This is a genomic window from Yersinia hibernica (assembly GCF_004124235.1).
In the GTDB taxonomy this organism is placed as follows: Bacteria; Pseudomonadota; Gammaproteobacteria; order Enterobacterales; family Enterobacteriaceae; genus Yersinia; species Yersinia hibernica.
Window position 1 is genome coordinate 4164747 of sequence record NZ_CP032487.1, and the last position, 18828, is coordinate 4183574.

The following is an 18828-nucleotide window of genomic DNA, read 5'->3' on the forward strand; positions in this document are numbered from 1 at the left end:
GACCAAATTGCGTCATGAAACGTCACGACAGGCGGCGTTTCATGGCAGTAATCTAAGACTGGGAGAAAGTTATAAATGATGCGTAAAATTAAAGGCTTACGCTGGTACATGATCGCTTTGGTTACCGTTGGTACCATATTAGGTTACCTAACACGTAACGCGATTGCCGTTGCCGCACCGACGTTGCAAGAGCAGTTACATATCACGACTCAGCAATACTCTTATATTATCGCTGCTTATTCAGCCGCTTATACCCTGATGCAACCGGTAGCCGGTTATATTCTGGATGTGATGGGCACCAAAGTAGGCTATGCCATGTTTGCCGTGATGTGGGCCATATTCTGTATGAGCACTGCATTGGCCAGCAGCTGGGGCGGCTTAGCCATTGCACGTGGTGCGGTCGGTGCCGCCGAGGCGGCGATGATCCCTGCCGGTCTGAAAGCCACCAGTGAATGGTTCCCGGCAAAAGAACGTTCCATTGCTGTAGGCTATTTCAACGTGGGTTCTTCCATTGGCGGCATGATAGCTCCACCATTAGTGGTCTGGGCTATCGTGATGCATAGTTGGCAGATGGCCTTTATTATCACCGGTCTGCTCAGCCTGATTTGGGCCATTGCTTGGTTAATCCTGTACAAACACCCGAAAGATCAGAAAAAACTATCTGATGAAGAACGTGAGTACATCCTCAGTGGCCAGGAAGCACAGCATTCTACTGCTAACTCCAAAAAGATGTCTGCCATGCAGATTATCCGTAATCGCCAGTTCTGGGGTATTGCAATCCCGCGTTTCTTGGCGGAACCGGCTTGGGGGACATTCAATGCGTGGATCCCACTGTTCATGTTCAAAGCTTATGGCTTTAATCTGAAAGAAATTGCGATGTTTGCCTGGATGCCAATGCTATTTGCCGACTTGGGCTGCATTCTCGGTGGTTACCTGCCGCCGTTGTTCCAGAAATACTTCAAAGTTAACCTGATTGTTTCTCGCAAACTAGTCGTGACAATGGGTGGCTTATTAATGATTGGGCCGGGCACCATCGGCCTGTTCACCAGCCCTTACGCGGCGATTGCCCTATTGTGTGTGGGGGGCTTTGCGCACCAATCACTGTCTGGAGCACTGATTACGCTATCTTCTGACGTCTTTGGCCGTAATGAAGTCGCCACCGCCAACGGCTTGACGGGTATGGCGGCCTGGACTGCCAGTACCTTGTTTGCTCTGGTCGTGGGTGCCCTGGCCGATACCATGGGCTTCAGCCCACTGTTTGCTGCACTGGCCGTATTTGATGTGTTGGCGGTAATTGTTATCTGGACGGTACTGCAAAACCGCCCGGCAGCTGAGCCCGCGGTCGATCCGGTACACCAATCGCCAGCCGGACAGAACTAACTCAAGTTACCATGATTAAGCTATAGACGCTAAAAGCCCGGTCAAACATGGCCGGGCTTTTTTTATCCCCCTCCGGCCCCTATTTACCGCACATTTTCCATCATAACTGTGATAGCAATAACTAGAACCCAGTAGGGATAAGTGGTATAACAAGTCCAATTGTATCTCCTACGGGATATCATGCCTTCCAGACAAAATGAGCCGCAAGATTTGTGGCCTCAATTGATCCAAGAGCCTTAATCATGGAATTCACAGAAACCAGACGGTTGTACCAGCAGTTAGCCGCAGAGTTAAAGCAGCGCATCGAAGCCGGTGTTTATCCGGTGGGTGATAAATTGCCCGCAGAACGCTACATTTCCGAAGAAATGAATGTCAGCCGCACCGTGGTTCGTGAAGCGATTATCATGTTGGAAGTGGAAGGCTATGTCGAAGTGCGCAAAGGCTCTGGCATCCACGTGATGTCGAATCAACAAAAGCATTTAGTCATGCCGAACCAGGGTATTGAATTTGCGACCGCCGGCCCTTTTGAGCTGTTACAGGCGCGTCAGTTGATCGAAAGTAATATTGCTGAATTTGCCGCCACACAAGTGACTCGGCAGGATATCGTGCAATTAATCGAGATCCAAAAACATGCGCGGCAAGAAGATCGTTTTCGTGACTCGCAGTGGGATTTGAAATTCCATGTGCAAGTGGCATTGGCGACACAAAACACCGCCATGGCGACGATCGTCGAAAAAATGTGGAGCCAGCGGGTACATAACCCTTACTGGATCAAACTGCATGAACATATTGATGATAAATCTATCGAGAGTTGGTGCGAAGATCACGACCGGATCCTTGAAGCTCTGATGCGCAAAGATCCCTACGCCAGTAAGCTCGCCATGTGGCAACATTTGGAAAATACCAAGCAGATGCTGTTTCGCGCGACTACCGATGATTTCGAGTTTAATGTGGACCGCTATCTATTTACTGAAAACCCGGTGGTTCACCTTGATATCCCAAAAGAACTGGCTGTCAACATAACCGGTAAGCAACAACCGAGTGAGTCACTCAAGTAACTGGGTCGGCTGTCGTCTGCCATCCGTGAGAGCCTGGGGTAGTTTTAGTTGCAAACACTGCCGCTTAACCCCGGCGCTTTAAATGCGCGGGGGGCAAATTTTTGCTGCTTTGTGGTCAGTAAATGTCGAGTTCTGTCAGCAAATGTCAGTGTCGGGCCTGTTTTTAAACTATTGCTTAAAAAACACTCAATTAGTCCCTATATTTCCCTGTTTCATACCCCGCTATTTTGCTAAAGTGGCAGCACTTTTTTATTCGGGTGCTTTGGGAGCGAAACGCAAATACATGCGCTGGTTGTTTGCTCTGTTTATTGCAGTCTCTGGCTGGGTCGGTTCGGCTTCCGGCAGCCTGCTATCGTCCACACATCCCGCATCAGGTATCGCGTCACCTGCGGTTGACTGCCACTATGTCAGCAGCAGCTCACCATCCGTCAATGTATTTTCGTCATACCTGCGCCTGCAAAAGAAAGCCTTGTATTCACAGTTGCGTCTGATGGGTATGCCGGCCAAAAAAACCGCCATAAAAAACCGGTTGGGTGCCCTTAAATTTGCCGGTTCAGCCAGCCCATCATTCGCTAATAACATCTGGCATGACACACATCTGGCGATGTCCCGTCATTATCGTGCGGATGAAATCTATAAACAGCCACGCCAATCACTGCCCCTGTTGAAGTATTCCAATTGGATATTCTATGCATCAACACAGCAAAATCGTGTGGGAGGCTGGAAAGAGAGTAATACTCAATATAGCGGGATGCTTACCTATCACCTTATGGCGTGATGCTTTCTCTGTTGTCGTAATACTGAGCATCGCCACAAGAAGTAAATTTACCTCTAGATATCAGCGAGTTGGTTTGCTCTGGTCCATTTGTCAAACTATCGCTAAAACACGAAAAGCCATCAGATATCTTTATAATCGTGTTTATATCCATAACGATGCATACAACAAACAATGACGTTTTAGGAATACCAGATGGATATCATTAAAGAACTCTTACATGCTTTATGGGCGCAAGACTACGAGACACTGGCGAACCCGTCATTGGTCTGGGCCATCTACATCCTGCTATTTGTGATACTTTTTCTGGAAAATGGCTTACTCCCGGCGGCCTTTTTACCCGGTGACAGCTTGCTGATTTTGGTCGGGGTATTGATTGCCAAAGGAGCCATGAGTTTCCCGGTGACTTTAGTGGTATTAACCACGGCAGCCAGTCTTGGTTGCTGGGTCAGCTATATTCAGGGGCGATGGCTGGGCAATACAAAAGTGGTGCAAGGGTGGCTATCCCATCTGCCAGCCCATTACCACCAGCGGGCCCATAACTTATTCCACCGCCATGGATTATCCGCCTTATTGGTCGGGCGTTTCTTGGCCTTCGTGCGCACCTTATTGCCAACAATCGCTGGCCTTTCTGGCCTAAATAATGCTCGTTTTCAATTCTTTAACTGGATGAGTGGGTTGCTGTGGGTCTTGATCCTAACCACAATGGGCTTTGCTTTTGGCAAAACACCGGTATTCCTGAAATACGAAGATGAAGTGATGTTCTTCCTGATGTTGCTGCCTCTGGCCCTCTTGGTGATTGGCCTGTTTGGTTCTTTATATGTGCTTTGGCGTAAGAAAAGTAATGCTTCCGCGAATGACAGCAATGATAAAGGTAAGTCAGAGTGATTAACCTCAGGGGCCGTTTTGGCCGGCCAATTTGGCACTATCTCATGCTACCAGTGACCCTTTTGTTGCTGGTAGCGCTGCTATTTACTCCCATCATTATGCGTACAGAAAGTGCATTAAAAATCCGCCCTAATCAGCAGGGATTATCATTGCCAGATGGATTTTCTCTGTATCAACATCTTGATCAGCGCGGCATTCGGATCAAAAGTATCACCCCTGAGAGTGGCAGTCTGGTGGTTAGCCTTGAGTCTGCGGAGCAGCAACAAGAAGCCATCAAAGCTTTGCAGGATATCTTGCCAAGCGGTTATGTCATTGTCTCCAGTGAGTCGAAGAAACGTCAGCGCTTATTGCCCGCCTTTAGAAATGACCTGCAAAATGTAGGGTAATCGGCACCACGGGGGGGGGTATCTCCCCGTCGTTTGGCCTGTGTTATTACCCATTTATTCTGCTGATATCTGATTAATCTATAAAAAATCCCCAAGTAAACTTGGGTATCATATAATTCAGCGCTATGCTTAGTCATTCATAGCGACCTATTTCACCCCCGATTCATGCTGTAAAAGGAAGCAATACCATGTTGTTACGTACCGTTTTTTCGCTACGAGCCGCTCTTCTGCTGATATTACCAATGATTGCATTTTGCAGTGCCGCCCAAACAAATGAATGCGACACCAAAGCCAATGAAATTCAACAGCAGATTGATTATGCCAAACAGCATGGCAACACGCGCCGCGCCGCCGGTCTGGAAACGGCCTTGAAAGAAGTTAAAAGCAATTGTACTGTTGAAAGTCTGAAAGCCGAGCGGCAGAAAAAAATTAATGAAAAGCAGCGCAAAGTTGCTGAGCGTAAACAAGAACTCAAAGAAGCCCAGCAAAAAGGTGATGCCAGCAAAATTGCTAACAAACAGAAAAAGTTAGCAGAAGCTCAAGCTGAGTTAAAGCAAGCTCAAGCACAGAAGTAGCAACCCCGAGTTTACACACCAACATAGTGGGCTATTGGGGAATTATTAGGATGATTAACCTATCAACTTCCCTAAAAATTCACTAGATTAAGTATTCACCTCAGTTATGTTAAGGAGCTATTACATGCCACAAGATAAAACCTCTGAACATTTACGCGCTGAACTTAAGTCACTTGCGGATACTTTGGAAGAAGTGCTGCAATCTTCGACCGATAAGCCGAAAGCTGAGTTAGATAAGCTACGGGCCAAGGCGGAAAGCGCGCTGAAAGATACTCGTGAACGGTTGAGCGAAACTAGCGATAGAATTGCTGCCCAAACCAAAGAAATTGCTGATAAAGCTGACCACTATGTCCATGACAAACCTTGGCATGGCGTGGGTATCGGTGCCGCAGTCGGCGTGGTGTTAGGCGTTCTGCTGTCTCGCCGCTGATTATGGCTGAAATTCCTCAAACTCAGGGCCCCGGTAAAGGGGTCCTCGATACCGTCCATCGCATCGTCACCATCGTGGTTGGCATGGTTGAAACCCGTGTTCGGCTGGTCGCTATTGAGCTGGAAGAGGAAAAAGCAACACTGATTCAGTTGTTGTTGATGGCGGGGGTCACTCTGCTGTTTACCGCTTTCGGTTTGATGAGTCTACTGGTGTTAGTGATATGGGCTATTGATCCTGCCTATCGTTTAATCGCGTTGGGGTCGACTACCGCGGCGCTATTAGTGCTGGCGATAATCGGTGTTATCTGGACACTCAGCAAAGCGCGCCGTTCCACACTGCTGGGCGCAACGCGCAAGCAATTGGAAACAGACCGCGAATTATTGGAGAAAGAGCGTTGAGTCGCCGTCAATTAGCACAGGAAAAGGCTGCATTGTTACGTGAGATCCAGCAACAACGTCTGGATCTCGCGCACAGCACCGCGCATTGGATTGAAGTGACTGCACCTTATGACCGTGGCTGGGCAAAAATCGTCAGTATGCGAAAATATTTGATGGTAGGTTCAAGCTTGGTGGCACTATACGGCATCCGCCACCCCAGCAAGTTCATCCGCTGGTCACGAAGAGCGGTCAGCGCATGGGGCACTATCCAATTGTTTCGCAATACTTTTTTCTTACGTTAATCGCCGATTTTACCGCACTGCCACAGCGCAATTATCTTATGTTTGATAACATATAAACATCACCCAGCCTGCTGTTAACTTTCGCCATAGGCAGGCTTTTATGTTCTGTCACTTCAGTTTTTTTGATGAAAAACGACAGTTTTACTTGCTAACAACTTATCAACTTCTCGACTAACATTCTCTCATCAAGTCAGGGCGTTTGCACAAACACATTGGCAAACAATCATATATAAACTTTTTGATTAATAATTAACGCCAGCAGATATCAGGCATTAATACAAAACACTTTTTGGAGAAGTCGTCGATGAACAAATTACAAGATACTGGTCTGTTGGTAGCACGCATTCTGATGCCAATTCTGTTTATTGTTGCCGGTTACGGCAAAATGGGTGATGCCTATGCCGGTACCCAACAATATATGCAAGCAATGGGTGTCCCAGGGTTCTTCCTGCCACTGACGATTCTGTTAGAGTTTGGCGGCGGTCTGGCCATCCTGTTTGGCTTCTTGACCCGCACTACCGCGCTGTTCACTGCCGGCTTTACTCTTCTGACTGCATTGATTTTCCACACGAACTTTGCAGAAGGCGTTAACCAACTGATGTTCATGAAAAACCTGACCATTGCTGGCGGTTACATTGTATTAGCGGTTGCCGGCCCTGGTGGTTTCAGTATTGACCGCCTGCTGGGTAAGAAGTGGTAAGCGCAGCAGCGAATATGAAGTTGCTATGTTAATTAACCGCGCCCAATCATTTGAGAGGGCGCGTTTTTTATCGAGGGGGATAAAATGGGCCAACTTGTTGATGGCGTCTGGCAAGACGTCTGGTATGACACCCAATCTACCGGCGGCCATTTCAAACGCAGCACTGCACAGTTTCGCCACTGGGTCACTGCAGATGGTCAAGCTGGCCCACATGGCAAAGCGGGTTTTAAAGCTGAAGCACAACGTTATCATTTGTATGTTTCTCTAGCTTGCCCATGGGCACACCGAACCTTACTGATGCGCACATTGAAGGGGCTGGAATCACTGATTTCAGTCTCTGTGGTACACCCGCTGATGCAAGAAAATGGCTGGACCTTCGGCGATGATTTCCCAGCCAGCACCGGCGATTCTCTGTATCACCTTGATTATCTTTACCAACTCTACCTGCGCGCTGACCCCCATTATAGTGGGCGAGTCACCGTCCCTGTGTTATGGGATAAGCAGCAGCAAACTATTGTTAGCAATGAATCAGCCGACATCATTCGTATGTTCAATAGTGCGTTTGATAGCGTGGGTGCCAGGGCGGATGATTATTACCCCACCGCATTGCGCCGTGATATTGATAATATCAATGGATGGGTTTACGACCAGGTCAATAATGGGGTGTATAAAGCCGGTTTTGCCACCACGCAAGCTGCCTATGATGAAGCGGTTAACACCTTATTTGATGCCCTGGCCAAACTGGAGCAGATTCTGGGCAAACAGCGCTACCTGACTGGCAACCAGCTTACCGAAGCAGATTTGCGTTTATGGACAACATTGGTGCGGTTTGATCCCGTGTATGTCACACATTTCAAATGTGATAAACACCGGATCAGCGATTACCTTAATTTATATGGTTTCTTGCGCGATATTTATCAGATGCCGGGAGTGGCCGGGACTGTGGATTTTGCCCATATCCGCAACCACTATTACCGCAGCCACAGCACGATAAATCCTTACGGGATTATTTCCATCGGCCCACAGCAAAACTTGCTGGAGCCACATGGTCGGGATGCCCGTTTTGCTTAGCAAGCAGGTTAACTGACAGCTGGCGTTTACCTATTCGCGAACAGTTTGGGGATCTCGCGCAGACACCACGACTTGGCCTCCCCCATACTGTCGCGCCGCCACGCCATAATGATATCGGCCTCACGGCTGTACTCTGGCCCGACAACCCGCAAACGGCCGGCTTCGATATCTTTTTCGACCATGTCATACGGCATGGTCGCCACCCCTAAACCGGCTAATAATGCCCGCCGCTTATCTTCGATGGTACTGACCGTTAGCCGCTGCTGTTTATCCAGCAATTGTACGGTTAATACCGGCCGTTCTCGGGCAGTATCCGCCACAGCCACCCCCCGGTATTTCACCCGCGTCAGTTCTGAGAGCGGCTCGGGCTCCTGATGAATTGGGTGGTCCGGGCTGGCCACATAGACGCTGGTCACTTTGTACAGCTTGCGGCTGTTAATTTCCGAAGACGCACGAAAATGCATATCAGGCGCAATCACGATATCGGCCCGCCCTTGCTCCAGTCTTTCCCAAGCTCCGGCTAAAACCTCAGTGAATATAGACACTTGGGTATTGGCTTTCAGCGCCAACCGGTCAACCAACGGGAACAGTTTCCATGCTGGGGATAATGCCTCACTGACGATGGTGATATGGGTTTCCCAACCACGCGCCAATGCCTCAGCATCAGTCGTCAATTTATCGGCGGCTTCCAGCAGCACCCGCCCGCGATCCAAGAGCATCCGGCCCACATTGGTAAACTTGGTGCGATGCCCGGAACGGTCGAACAACACCACATCCAGCTCTTCTTCAAGCTTTTGCATGGTGTAGCTTAACGCCGAGGGCACCCGCCCCAATTCATCAGCCGCCGCCGCAAAACTGCCACGGCGGTCAATGGCATCCATCACTCTCAATGCTTCTAACGTTAGCGCCCGATCTTTGCCCATCATTTTCTCAATCAGGAAATTTGAATATAGTGACCAGATTAACTGGCTAACAATCTGGCGTCCAGACGCTTACCATTTGTTTACAGATTAATGTCGACAAATTATGCCAACGTCATGGGTATTTGAGTGCAGCCAACACATCTGCAACTGGCAAAATGACGGGCAACAGGAGCAATCATGATCACATGCAGAACAGCAAAACAGTGCGGGCAAGCTGACTTTGGTTGGCTTCAGGCGCGGTATACTTTCTCATTCGGCCACTATTTTGACCCGAAATTGTTAGGTTACGCGTCACTGCGCGTGTTGAATCAGGAAGTGTTAGCCCCAAGGGCATCATTCCAGCCGCGCACCTATCCACGGGTTGATATTCTCAACCTGATTTTACAAGGCGAAGCCGAATATCGCGATAGCTTGGGTAATCATGTTCGCGGCAAAACTGGCGACGTGCTGCTATTTTCTACCCAGCCCGGTGTCAGTTATAGTGAGCATAATCTGAGCCCGGATAAACCCTTAACCCGCCTTCAGCTCTGGCTCAATGCTTGCCCCGAACAAGAAAGTCAGCCGGCACAGCGGATGTCACTGTGCACCCAACCATTAAGATTATTGGCGTCCCCCGATGGTGAGCAAGGTAGCCTGAAGTTGCGCCAGCAAGTATGGATTCATCATTTGGATTTAGCGGCGGGTGAACAACATACCATTGATTTACATGGCCCCAGAGCTTACTTGCAATCCATTCACGGGACAGTAGCAGTGGCTGGCCCACAAGTGAGTGAAGCTCAGCGCTTAACCTGTGGCGACGGGGCTTTTGTCCAGGAAGAACAGCATTTAGTGATTACAGCAGAAACGCCACTGCGGGCATTGCTTATCGATTTACCGGAATGACCGGGTATTCGCCCGGTCACTTTTTACATGTCAGACTCACAGCCACATCTATTAGTCATGTCTCTGTTACGGCTTTAATGACGCCATATCAATCACAAAGCGGTATTTCACATCACTTTTCAGCATACGTTCGTAAGCATGATTAATGTCCTGAATATTAATCATCTCGACATCAGCGGCAATGCCGTGTTTAGCACAGAAATCCAGCATTTCCTGGGTCTCTGCAATACCGCCAATGCATGAGCCCGCCACTGAGCGCCGCGCCAGAATGAGCGGCATGGTATTGATCATCGGGCTAAGATCTCCAAGATAACCGACAAACACCAAGGTGCCATTAACATTCAATGTTGGCATATACGGGTTGATATCATGCACATAAGGCACAGTGTCAATAATCAAATCGAACTGCCCTTTGACCGCCGCCATTTGTGCATCATCGGTAGATAAAACAATATGATGCGCACCCAAACGACGAGCATCAGCCTCCTTACTGGGCGAGCGGGTAAACAGTGTGACTTCAGCCCCCAGCGCATTGGCCAGTTTCAATGCCATATGGCCAAGGCCACCCAAGCCAACAACGGCGACTTTACTGCCTTTGGCCACATTCCAGTGGCGCAGTGGTGACCAGGTGGTGATGCCCGCGCACAGCAGTGGTGCAGCAGCTTTCAGGTCCAATCCCGCCGGCATTTTTAGCACAAAATCTTGCGAGGCAATAATAACTTGCGAGTAACCACCATAAGTTGAAGTGTGGTCATGGCGGTCAACACCATTGTAGGTTTGCACATTGCCCTCTTCGCAATACTGCTCCAACCCCTGTTGGCAGGGCTGGCAGTGACGACAGGAATCCACCATACAGCCAATGCCGGCAAAATCTCCCACTTTGAACTTGGTGACATCCTTACCTACCGCCGTAACACGGCCAACCACTTCATGACCGGGAACAATAGGGTAGGTGCTAAACCCCCAGTCATTTCGTGCTTGGTGTAAATCTGAATGGCAAACCCCGCAATAAAGCACCTCCATGACCACATCATCTGGGCGCGGGTCGCGGCGGGTAAACTCGAAGGGGGCGAGAGGAACTTTTGCTGACGTGGCAGCATAACCGAGTACTTTCATTGTCATGGTGTATCTCCGGTATTATGAGCATTTAAAAGATAGGCACAGTGTTCATCAAAGTTCTTGTTTCGTCGGACGGAATAATACTTCATTAATATCAACATCCTCCGGCTGAGCAATAGCAAAGGCGACAATACTGGCGAAAGCATCAGCGGAAATAGCCACTTCATCATAAAATTGCTTAATGCCCACCGCGACATCAGCTTCAGTGATGCTATCCACCAACTCGCTACTCACTGCACCGGGAGAAATAACCGTAGTACGAATATTGTACGGCTTCACTTCCTGACGTAGCCCCTCAGAAATCACGCGAACCGCCGTTTTGGTCGCCGCATACACCGCACTGCCCGGCCTGACTTTATGGCCCGCCACTGAGGAGGTATTGATGATATGCCCGCTTTCCTGCTCTTTCATATAAGACAATGCGGCGGCGATGCCGTAAAGCACCCCTTTGAGATTCACATCAATCATTGCATTCCAGTCATCAATCTTACGCCGCTCCAACAGTGAGTGCGGCATTAACCCGGCATTATTCACCATGACATCAATGCGGCCATAAAGCCTAACTGCGGTGTCCACCAATGCCTGAACCTGATCAGGGTGCGTCACATCAGTTTTGACAACCGCAGCTTTGTTCAATGAAAGCTCGTCGGCCAATGCTTCCAGCCGATGAATACGGCGGGCACCCAGCACCACTTTTGCGCCATCTTTTGTCAGGCGGCGCGCCAAAGCCTCACCCAAGCCACTGCTGGCCCCAACGATAACTACGACTTTATTTTCAATACCTTGAGTCATATTCCCTCCGAGGTTATTTCCGATATTGTTCGTCGCTAACTTTTTCCAGCCACTCAACTGGGCTGCCATCGAGGGATTCGGCGATAGCAATGTGGGTCAGCGCGGTGTCTGGCGTGGCGCCATGCCAATGCTTGACTCCCTCAGGTATCCAAACGATATCACCCTGATTCATCTCTTTAACCTCACTGCCCCACTCCTGAATCCAGCCACGGCCTTGGGTGATAATCAACGTTTGGCCCAGTGGATGAGTATGCCAGACGGTACGTGCGCCGGGCTCGAATGTGACCAAAGCGCCGCCCACACGGGCCGGCGGGGTGGCCTGAAAAGGAGCATCGATACGTACCTGGCCGGTAAAATAATGTGCGGAACCAGGTTGAGATGCTTGCGAGCCGCTTTGCGTAATTTTCATTTTGTCCTCCATATCGACGAAAACCGCCGAATTTAACACGGACTACATAACTGTAGATGCTAAGAGTCATTTCATCGTTATTTCTGATAGTGTTCGGGTGATAGCCTAAAGACCGGTCAGTCTTTCCAGCGCCTCGGGATAGCGGTCACCGACCAAGGTGACTTTCGCTGCAACACTATCAATTTGCTGAAGATCCGCGGCAGTCAACTCAAGGTTGGCAGCGCCGATATTCTCTTCCAGCCGATTAACCTTACGGGTCCCAGGAATTGGCACAATCCACGGTTTTTTCGCCAACAACCAAGCTAAAGCGACTTGTGCGGGTGTCGCGCCTTTTTGCTGTGCCACGTCCTGAATCAAGCTAATCAATACCTGGTTGGCTTTTAGTGCTTCTGGAGTGAAGCGCGGTAAGCTACGGCGAAAATCATCACTGGCAAACTCAGTTGATTCCGTCATTTTACCGGTCAGATAACCTTTACCCAGCGGGCTATAGGGCACCAAACCAATCCCCAACTCCTCTAGTGTGGGGATAATTTCCTGCTCCGGTTTCCGCCACCACAACGAATATTCACTCTGTAGCGCGGTGACCGGCTGAACCGCGTGAGCACGGCGAATGGTTGCCGCCCCTGCTTCTGACAAACCAAAATGCTTAACTTTTCCTTCTTTAATTAAATCTTGTACCGCACCAGCCACATCTTCGATAGGCACATTAGGATCAACACGATGTTGATAAAACAGATCAATAACATCTGTTTTTAGGCGCTTGAGAGAAGCCTCCGCAACCTTCTTGATATGCTCAGGCCGGCTATTTAACCCCACCCATTTTGGCCCACCGTTCGGGTCAGTCTGAAAACCAAATTTAGTGGCAATCACCACTTTCTCGCGCAAAGGGGCCAGCGCTTCACCCAACAATTCTTCATTGGTGTATGGCCCATAAACTTCTGCGGTATCAAAAAATGTCACGCCGAGATCCACAGCTTTGCGCAGTAATGAAATCATTTCCTGTTTATCAGTTGCTGGCCCATAACCAAAACTCATGCCCATGCAGCCCAAGCCTATTGCTGACACTTCAAGATTACTGCGACCGAGTATGCGTTTTTGCATTGTCTTTGCTCCTGCTGGTCATTGTTTACCGCCACAAGACACTCACCAGGTGAATATCAGTTGCATTAAGGTAGCAAATGCTTGTGCAGAGCATTAGAGGGGGAAATGCGCATGTGTATATGAATTAAACTCATAAATTGAGTTAAACTCGACAACCTCAGTGCTAACAGGCGGGAAGCAAAATGTTAAAAGAGAATTTTAACGATTTAATGTCATTTCTCATGGTTGCCAGAGAACGCAGCTTTACCAAAGCCGCCGCAAAATTGGGTGTTTCCCAATCAGCGCTAAGCCATGCCATCCGAGGGCTGGAGGAGCGGCTTGAGTTGCGCTTACTGACCCGCACTACTCGCAGTGTGGCACCGACTGAAGCCGGTGAAAGACTGGCAAATAGCCTCGCGCCACTTTTGGCAGAAATTGAGAGTGAGCTGAATGCGCTAAGTGAGATGCGGGCGCGCCCTGCGGGGAATATTCGCATCACTGCGGGCGAGCATGCTGTTGACTCTGTGCTCTGGCCGGTACTGAAATCCTTCCTCACCGCATACGCTGATATCAAAGTAGAAATCAACGTCGACAATACCTTAACTGACATTGTTGCAGGCCGTTTTGACGCGGGGATCCGGCTGGGAGAACAAGTAGCAAAGGATATGGTCGCGGTGCGGATTGGGCCAGATATGAGTATGGCCGTGGTCGGCTCGCCGTCATATCTGGCGAAATACGGCACTCCTATCACTCCAGCCGAGCTACAAAATCATCGCTGTATCAATATGCGCCTACCAACAATGGGTGGCCTGTATGCTTGGGAGTTTGAAAAAGAAGGGCGCGAGTTAAAAGTCCGGGTTGACGGACAGTTAACTTTCAATAGTTTACGTCAGCGCATTGATGCCGCAGTTATCGGTTTTGGCCTGGTTATGGTGCCAGAAGATTCAGTAAAAGCGGAGATTGCCAGCGGCAACTTAATAAGAGTTTTGGCAGAGTGGTGTGAGCCATTCCCCGGCTACTACCTTTATTACCCCAGCCGCAGGCAGCATACCACCGCATTTTCTCTCTTTGTCGACGCCTTACGTTATCCGCGTTAGGCGGTTTTTTGTGGTATGAGTGTGGTTGAACAGTAAGCGGGGATTTGCAACAGTGGCTTTATTTGCAACAATACCAAAAGTATATGTAACCATACTCGTACGAATAGTAAGTAAACTATAATCGTTTAGTAAAATTATTTTACTTGTTGTGTTTTTATTTTTAAATATAATTACTTCCATTAGAGGGGATTAATATAGATGCATGATGGCTTTTATCAACTTTATATTTATTCATTGGGTTATCTAAATTTTTATATAGCCAACCCTATTATGCGACTGCGCAAAACTCTATTTACATAGTATCTAACCAGAGTTATCCAGAGTAAAAATAGGTAACTTACACCACTTCTGACCGCATAATATTGGAAATACGATAATTGGGGTGAGGAATGGTGGATATACAAAACGGTACCAGGAACTGATGAGACTACAGATGTATATCAAGGGGGGTATTAAGGTAAAGTAAGCTCTAAATATACAATCGAACATTCAGCTTTAATTAGTCGATATTAATGAACTCACTCTAATTTAATCAATATAATTTTATAATTTTAAATGTAGATAATACAAATGAATACTAGTCTAAATTTAATGTCACAATCACTCTATTTATCATTGCCAAATCTTAAAGATATGGGCTATGGAGCAATCGCTGGGATAATTGCATTGTTACGTGGGAGATATAATGGCAAACCATTTAAGCTATGTTTCTTTGATGCATTAATATGTTCATTTATCGCTTTTTCAGTTCGTGACCTACTTGTGTTCATGGGTGTAACCACAGACCTTTCATACATTTCAAGTGTCGCTATCGGTTATATGGGGACTGATTACATATCAATATTAGTTCGATGGCGAATTGAAGAAAGAAACATAAAAAATAATATAGGTAAAAAGGATGATAAATAATTTCAAATTTAGTGAAAAAAGTGAGCAAAGATTAATAAATGTCCATCCAGACTTGATTAAAATCGTACGTTACGCCCTCAAAATTAGCACCATAGATTTTGGTATTCTCGAGGGTCTACGTACTATTTCAAGACAAAAGGAGTTATTTGCTAGCGGCGCAAGTAAGACCTTGAATAGTCGACATCTCTCTGGTCACGCCATTGATATTGTCGCTTATGTTGATGAGAAAATCAGTTGGGAGTGGCAATATTATGAACAACTTGCTAACACAGTGAAATCAGCCGCTAAAGAATTGAAGATCCCTATTGAATGGGGAGGAGATTGGAAATCATTAAAAGATGGCCCACACTTCCAACTCCCGTTTAAAGAGTATCCGGTATGAACTGGAGCATTATTAAAATACAGATCATGACCGTGATTTTACTAGGAGGTTTTGTTGTTTTACTCCTATTTAAGATAAGTAGCCTTTTTAATCAGAATGAAAAGCAAAAAGTAGCACTGGCAATAGTACAAGATAAAAATGAACAACTTGAAGACGCAATCAATACTTTTAAGCTTAATGAGTCTGAAAATTGGGTTATAACGGAACGCTACTTATTACTTGATCAGCAACTAAAGAAGAAAGTCGATGCAGAAACGACACAACTTCAGCATGCTTTATCCCCTGATAAATGTGCTAACAATGCTATTCCTGATAATGTTTTTAACATCTTGCAGTAATGACTATGAAAGGAAAGCACCAAGGTTTATTTATAAATATCCGGCAGACATATTACTTATGCCGTGTGAAAAACCTAAGTTAGTAGGTAATACATGGAGGGATGTTGCAATATTAGCTAAACAGCAAAGGCTTGCTTTAGATATATGCGCTAATCAAATAGATGAAATTATAAAGTGGCGAAAGAATATAAATATTAAGTAAATGAATTAAAATTCCATCAGATATTAATAACATGGGCGCGTGATGGTCATACGTGATTTATTCAATCCTAATGGGTTATATCTTGCGACTATGCAGTTTCTATCAACTAAAAAAGGAGTAATGTATGAGCGAAGTAAATAAAAATGCAACCGGTGCTATATTTTTCCAACAGAAAAACTTTAATGGCAAACCTCACAATTACAAGGAGCGAGAGATTGTCTACAATTTACCTCAGGAACTCAATGATAAATTTCTGTCTGTTGACATTGCGGAATTAAGCATAGTTCACGGCTGGAGACATTATCATGATTCCCAACCTGAGCAAATCTATAAGGTGTGGACTACATCACAACCAGATATCAGTGATATTAAAGGATTGTCGAAATTTGTAACTGCGCCAAAAAATACGGAACTTCTGGCAATGAAGTTAACCAACAAATCAGCAAACAGTAATCTTGACTATGTTTTCATTCAGACATATACAATTGAAAACCCGGTAAATATCCCTACTAATGGTGATTATGATATTATTGGCCTTATTCCGAATGATGGCAGAATGTATGTAACATCAATTATTCTTTTCGACAAAAACAAGATTCCACTGGAAATCGGCGCTGCATACTTCATGTATGATGCTTCAATGGAGGAACTTAAAGCCGTTACTTATTCTGAAACTTTCCCTGCTGGCTGGAAACTGGTTAAAAAGGCAGGCTATCGTTTTGAGCTTGTCATCAATAGTATAACTCAAAGTAGCAGCGGTGTGGCTATGATAAAATAATATGTAACTAATAAACTCGCTACATATAATATATATGGCGAGTTTATTACCATTTAACCGCGTTTTAGCTCCCGCCATAGGTGGGCTACGTCAATGACTTCTACGACTGGTAAGTCTTAAGTATTAGGCGGTTTTCAAGGCTCTGTCGCATTAAGGCTTGGGCAGGAAATATGCTATTTTATTTATGTAATTTCACCCATTTATATCTCTGGCCCGAAACACCTCCCGTCACCTGCGTTATCCCCACAGATGTTTTTGCTCAGAGTGTTAGTTGTTATCACGCTTATACCCTCAGCTAGCGTAATTAATCTAGAAGAGGTGAGGCAAAGCGTGGCGTTATTGTAGGCCACTCCAAGTCTCACCGATGAGTTATTCGTCAGGTACTGTTATAGAGGAAAGTATTTAGCCAGCATAAACATGCTGGGGGGAATTTTTACTAGCTTACCTACGCGAAGGCAATAGAACCAAATGGCTAACCATCAAGATCTCGAGCAGGATAACGGAAGGTAAATAAAATCATTAGATTATGTTAACCATCAGTTACAATAATATAATGCGCACTTCATATACTACTGCTATGTTAATAGCGAAACTTATATAACAAAAATACGAGGCCTGCATGTTTTTATCACGAGAACTAAAATCGTTCATATCTGTTGCTGAAGAAAAGTCAATAAAGGTAGCAGCGGAACGTCTGAATTTAAGCCCTCCGGCTGTATCTTTCATGCTAAAAAAAATGGAGGATCGATTAGAAATAAAGCTCTTTAAATATAAAAATGGATCTATGGAAATGTCACGTGATGCTTTTATGTTATATAAAGACTTATCAAGTCATTATCACGGACTATGCGAAATAGAAAGCAAGATATCAAGCAAGAGTAAGAGTATAAATATCTATCTTGATAAAGAACTGTTCTTTCTAGTTGACATGATTAGGTGCTATTTCATGGCACTTGATATAAGTGTAAAAGTGAATTTTTCTAATACACTATCTAGTCCGGTAGATTTGAGCATTAGAAGAACCATTAGTGACGAGAACGAGAACTGGAATAACACTGATTTACTTGAAATTAAATTTAGTCTAATCAAAAAGGTTGGTAAAGAATCTAATTTAATGGTGCTTAACCCCAGATTCAGTGATGTTAGTGTTTTTCATGAATTAAAAAATGAAGTAATAAAAAAACATGGAGTTAAAGAAGTAATGTTTATTGATGATTTTCATTACCTGGTTGAGATGGTATCAACTGGGTTAGCAGTCTCGGTACTTCCCAACATCAGCAACTTTTCGAAGTCCATCAATCAAAACTCGATAGAATTTGAGTTGAAAGAGCTTGATCTTAGACAGACGATATATCTAAGTAGCGCCAAAGTAAAATGTCCATCTTTGAAATTAATAATATCTGATTTCATTGTTAATCTTAAAGATAGATGTAACTGAAGTTAAAAAAATCCAATTAGATGCTTATTGCAAATAATGAGAGTCAGTGTTTTTACTGATAGATAGGGGGATAATCAGACTAGAATCGTCTCAATATTAAAGAGACGATTAATAAAAATACAGTCCTGTCCGATACCCAAAAATCAGATTCATCACGACATAAAAAACATCAAATTCACCTTTCTTTTCAAATCTCTGGAGTGTTGACCGTGCCCGTTCAGGGCATTTAAAACCACTCGTCGCTCCCACTCATTTTTTGATAGGTGCATAGTCCGATTCTATCCGATGGTCGAAAGACTTTATTTGCCGTTATTTCACTGCATATCGCAGTTTTTCTTCTTTGACTAAACGGCCCGATAGGGTAGCGGTATAACGAACATTTGCCGGTATTTGGCGTTTCTAGTTGCATCAAGTCAATTTATTTATTTCGTGAAATAAAATAATCAGTGTTGTAGAGAAATCATTACTAATAAATAATCCATCTCGAGAATTATAGATACTTATATAACTCAAACATTACGAGTCATAACAAATAAA

At 45.8% G+C, this 18828-nt stretch carries 24 protein-coding genes; 19 read left to right on the forward strand and 5 right to left on the reverse strand.

Translation table 11 applies throughout. The features are described from left to right. Positions 1–75 precede the first annotated feature (75 nt). From D5F51_RS19525 to D5F51_RS19575, 11 genes are all read left to right on the forward strand, one after another. Complete coding sequence (locus tag D5F51_RS19525) at positions 76–1380, forward strand: MFS transporter (RefSeq protein WP_025377052.1); 1305 nt, start codon at positions 76–78, stop codon at positions 1378–1380. Between the two features lie 242 nt (positions 1381–1622). Next, the gene (gene exuR, locus D5F51_RS19530; protein WP_025377053.1) at positions 1623–2438 is read left to right on the forward strand and encodes a transcriptional regulator ExuR; all 816 of its coding nucleotides are present in this window, start codon (positions 1623–1625) and stop codon (positions 2436–2438) included. Positions 2439–2721: 283 nt separating this feature from the next. Beyond that, positions 2722–3216, forward strand: a complete 495-nt coding sequence (locus tag D5F51_RS19535; RefSeq protein ID WP_162301800.1) for a hypothetical protein — start codon at positions 2722–2724, stop codon at positions 3214–3216. A 192-nt stretch (positions 3217–3408) separates the two neighbouring features. Further along, complete coding sequence (locus D5F51_RS19540; protein ID WP_025377055.1) at positions 3409–4101, forward strand: DedA family protein; 693 nt, start codon at positions 3409–3411, stop codon at positions 4099–4101. After that, on the forward strand, positions 4098–4487 hold the full coding sequence (mzrA, locus tag D5F51_RS19545; RefSeq protein ID WP_025377056.1) for an EnvZ/OmpR regulon moderator MzrA: 390 nt from the start codon (positions 4098–4100) through the stop codon (positions 4485–4487). Before D5F51_RS19540 ends, mzrA begins: the two co-directional genes overlap by 4 nt. Before the next feature lie 188 nt (positions 4488–4675). Further along, on the forward strand, positions 4676–5062 hold the full coding sequence (locus tag D5F51_RS19550) for a DUF1090 domain-containing protein (protein ID WP_140414427.1): 387 nt from the start codon (positions 4676–4678) through the stop codon (positions 5060–5062). 124 nt (positions 5063–5186) lie between these two features. Then, positions 5187–5492: an ElaB/YgaM/YqjD family protein gene (locus D5F51_RS19555; RefSeq protein WP_025377057.1), complete on the forward strand. Its 306-nt coding sequence runs from the start codon at positions 5187–5189 to the stop codon at positions 5490–5492. A gap of 2 nt (positions 5493–5494) precedes the next feature. Then, positions 5495–5890, forward strand: coding sequence for a phage holin family protein (locus D5F51_RS19560; RefSeq protein ID WP_129198610.1), 396 nt, complete (start codon positions 5495–5497; stop codon positions 5888–5890). Beyond that, positions 5887–6171, forward strand: coding sequence for a YqjK-like family protein (locus D5F51_RS19565; RefSeq protein WP_087768546.1), 285 nt, complete (start codon positions 5887–5889; stop codon positions 6169–6171). Before D5F51_RS19560 ends, D5F51_RS19565 begins: the two co-directional genes overlap by 4 nt. A gap of 304 nt (positions 6172–6475) precedes the next feature. Continuing rightward, the gene (locus D5F51_RS19570) at positions 6476–6871 is read left to right on the forward strand and encodes a DoxX family protein (RefSeq protein WP_025377060.1); all 396 of its coding nucleotides are present in this window, start codon (positions 6476–6478) and stop codon (positions 6869–6871) included. A gap of 84 nt (positions 6872–6955) precedes the next feature. Then, entirely contained in the window at positions 6956–7942 is a 987-nt protein-coding gene (locus D5F51_RS19575; RefSeq protein ID WP_129198612.1) for a glutathione S-transferase family protein, read from the forward strand. 26 nt (positions 7943–7968) lie between these two features. Here D5F51_RS19575 and D5F51_RS19580 read toward each other — a convergent pair whose 3' ends face one another. After that, positions 7969–8865, reverse strand: a complete 897-nt coding sequence (locus D5F51_RS19580) for a LysR family transcriptional regulator (protein ID WP_025377062.1) — start codon at positions 8863–8865, stop codon at positions 7969–7971. Between the two features lie 177 nt (positions 8866–9042). On the opposite strand from D5F51_RS19580, the gene D5F51_RS19585 reads away from it, so the two are divergent. After that, a complete protein-coding gene (locus D5F51_RS19585) occupies positions 9043–9747 on the forward strand; it encodes a pirin family protein (RefSeq protein ID WP_025377063.1) in 705 nt (234 codons plus the stop codon). A gap of 66 nt (positions 9748–9813) precedes the next feature. Here the strand turns inward: D5F51_RS19585 and D5F51_RS19590 are convergent, their stop codons facing one another. The 4 genes from D5F51_RS19590 to D5F51_RS19605 all read right to left on the reverse strand — a co-directional run bounded on the left by D5F51_RS19590 (position 9814) and on the right by D5F51_RS19605 (position 13168). Beyond that, positions 9814–10869 (reverse strand): NAD(P)-dependent alcohol dehydrogenase, encoded by a 1056-nt coding sequence (locus tag D5F51_RS19590; protein WP_129198614.1) that lies wholly within the window; start codon positions 10867–10869, stop codon positions 9814–9816. A 48-nt stretch (positions 10870–10917) separates the two neighbouring features. Next, positions 10918–11658, reverse strand: coding sequence for an SDR family oxidoreductase (locus D5F51_RS19595; RefSeq protein ID WP_129198616.1), 741 nt, complete (start codon positions 11656–11658; stop codon positions 10918–10920). A gap of 13 nt (positions 11659–11671) precedes the next feature. Next, positions 11672–12067 carry a (R)-mandelonitrile lyase gene (locus D5F51_RS19600; RefSeq protein WP_129198618.1) on the reverse strand — a complete coding sequence of 132 codons (396 nt, stop codon included), beginning with the start codon at positions 12065–12067 and terminating at the stop codon, positions 11672–11674. A gap of 105 nt (positions 12068–12172) precedes the next feature. Further along, a complete protein-coding gene (locus D5F51_RS19605; RefSeq protein ID WP_129198620.1) occupies positions 12173–13168 on the reverse strand; it encodes an aldo/keto reductase in 996 nt (331 codons plus the stop codon). A gap of 182 nt (positions 13169–13350) precedes the next feature. On the opposite strand from D5F51_RS19605, the gene D5F51_RS19610 reads away from it, so the two are divergent. The 7 genes from D5F51_RS19610 to D5F51_RS19635 all read left to right on the forward strand — a co-directional run bounded on the left by D5F51_RS19610 (position 13351) and on the right by D5F51_RS19635 (position 18291). Next, the gene (locus D5F51_RS19610) at positions 13351–14244 is read left to right on the forward strand and encodes a LysR family transcriptional regulator (protein ID WP_129198621.1); all 894 of its coding nucleotides are present in this window, start codon (positions 13351–13353) and stop codon (positions 14242–14244) included. 570 nt (positions 14245–14814) lie between these two features. After that, on the forward strand, positions 14815–15153 hold the full coding sequence (locus D5F51_RS19615; protein WP_245994849.1) for a phage holin, lambda family: 339 nt from the start codon (positions 14815–14817) through the stop codon (positions 15151–15153). After that, on the forward strand, positions 15143–15535 hold the full coding sequence (locus tag D5F51_RS19620) for a M15 family metallopeptidase (RefSeq protein ID WP_186368203.1): 393 nt from the start codon (positions 15143–15145) through the stop codon (positions 15533–15535). Before D5F51_RS19615 ends, D5F51_RS19620 begins: the two co-directional genes overlap by 11 nt. Beyond that, the gene (locus tag D5F51_RS19625) at positions 15532–15873 is read left to right on the forward strand and encodes a DUF2570 domain-containing protein (RefSeq protein WP_129198623.1); all 342 of its coding nucleotides are present in this window, start codon (positions 15532–15534) and stop codon (positions 15871–15873) included. The genes D5F51_RS19620 and D5F51_RS19625 overlap by 4 nt, the downstream gene beginning before the upstream one ends. Continuing rightward, positions 15851–16075: an Rz1-like lysis system protein LysC gene (gene lysC / locus D5F51_RS23020; protein ID WP_425471839.1), complete on the forward strand. Its 225-nt coding sequence runs from the start codon at positions 15851–15853 to the stop codon at positions 16073–16075. The genes D5F51_RS19625 and lysC overlap by 23 nt, the downstream gene beginning before the upstream one ends. Before the next feature lie 124 nt (positions 16076–16199). Next, a complete protein-coding gene (locus tag D5F51_RS19630) occupies positions 16200–16853 on the forward strand; it encodes a beta/gamma crystallin domain-containing protein (RefSeq protein WP_129198625.1) in 654 nt (217 codons plus the stop codon). A gap of 619 nt (positions 16854–17472) precedes the next feature. Continuing rightward, positions 17473–18291: a helix-turn-helix domain-containing protein gene (locus D5F51_RS19635; RefSeq protein WP_129198627.1), complete on the forward strand. Its 819-nt coding sequence runs from the start codon at positions 17473–17475 to the stop codon at positions 18289–18291. Positions 18292–18828: the final 537 nt, after the last annotated feature.